The 1,479-nt window shown below is 51.2% G+C and carries 1 protein-coding gene and 1 pseudogene; both read right to left on the minus strand.

Going from position 1 to position 1,479, the window contains the following annotated elements; genetic code table 11:
- Window positions 1–514 (minus strand): MFS transporter (locus AUR66_RS16155; protein WP_157533176.1); only part of this gene is annotated, 514 nt, incomplete at its 3' end.
- Window positions 515–1,200: 686 nt separating this feature from the next.
- Window positions 1,201–1,479, minus strand: a pseudogene (locus AUR66_RS16160) (cell division control protein Cdc6); the annotation flags it as partial.

Raw genomic sequence — 1,479 nt, forward strand, 5'->3', positions numbered from 1 at the left:
CGTTCCCAGAGAGTTCGCTGACGAGGCCACCGAGTACTACTCCGGTCGGGAATCCGAAAAGCACCCCTCCTCTAATGAGCCCCATATTCGATCCCCGAGACCCACTGTCACTGATATCATCGGCTATCGTGTACGCTGTCGCGAAGACAAGCGCGCTCCCGACTCCCCAAAGGATGCGAGCAGTCATGAACCACGCTTCGGGAAGTGGCGCGATCAGCGCGATAACGTAGCCGAGTGTCGAAATTCCCTGGACGAACATTCCGATGACGAACGGTTTCCGCGTCCCAAATCGGTCCACGAGGCTACCGGCTGGTGCATTCGCGAACAGGCGTGAGAAGCGGTTCGCGCTCAAGATCAACCCGACGAGAAACGGAGAGATTCCGAGAATAGCACCGAGGTTCGGCAAAATAGGGAAAATCACGCCGCCACCGAATCCGATGAAAAACGTGCTGACAATGACCGACCCGAGAACAAGACGTCCCTCGTTTTTCGCCCCTGGGAGCCGAATATTCACATTCGAGACGAGTGTCCCTGAACTGCTTGAGTGTGACCATTACGCCCGTGGCCAGTTGATAGACCCCATTTCGGCATAGCCACATAGTATCAGTACAGCGAGATTGGTACGCTGAGTTGAATCGGACCCGATAGTACTCTGGCACTCACACACCATTTTTCCGTTGTAGCAGGTCGCGAAGGGGGTCTCGAATGGAGTCAAACAAGACACCGGGAGAAGAGAGTCTCAGACACCGGATTTCCGTTGTGAAGTGTGCTGAGAGGCGGTATACCCGGATGTTTCAAAAGAACTTTAAATCCAAGAAATGTTTAAATGCACGGTCTGCGAAAAGTTCGACAAGTTAAGCTCGTCATTGAGTTGAAATTGGATTTCAGTAGTGTTTCTGTAAGCGGTTTACCGCTGCTAGCCTAACAACGGAAAAACGGTGTGTATGACTCTCCGTCTTTCTCGAGTTCTCACTCTCGACATAACATGACTCTAGCGTCTACAGACTTCTCGTCAACCGCCTCAAACAACCCATTCAGTACAAAAATGATGGTGACTGTGAGGTAATCTCACCGAAGCAGCACGCTTTGTAACTCACAACGGAAATTTGGTGTCTCTCTCACCATGTAAACTGACTCAGTGTACTTCGAAGACCGATTTACAACGGAAGTGAGGTGCTTGAATTGGTTGATGCCTTTTGATCAGATCCCGGCGTTCTTCTCTCGAATTGCCGCTGCAACTATATCTGGATCTTCCAGCAGTTCGTTCATCATCTTCCGCCCCTTCCCACGACCCTGACCGGGACGGCGCTGCTCTATCACGTTCAGTTCAGCTAATTCACCGAGAATGTCTCGAATGCGTCGCTTCGACATTGGCGACGAACCGTTCTCCTCACACACTTTCTCGTACGTGTGGATAATTTCAGTCGAAGAGAACACGTGCCCCTCACCCGAGTCTTTATTCAGTGCAAGATTGACGAT

The organism is Haloferax profundi (assembly GCF_001469865.1).
GTDB lineage: Archaea > Halobacteriota > Halobacteria > Halobacteriales > Haloferacaceae > Haloferax > Haloferax profundi.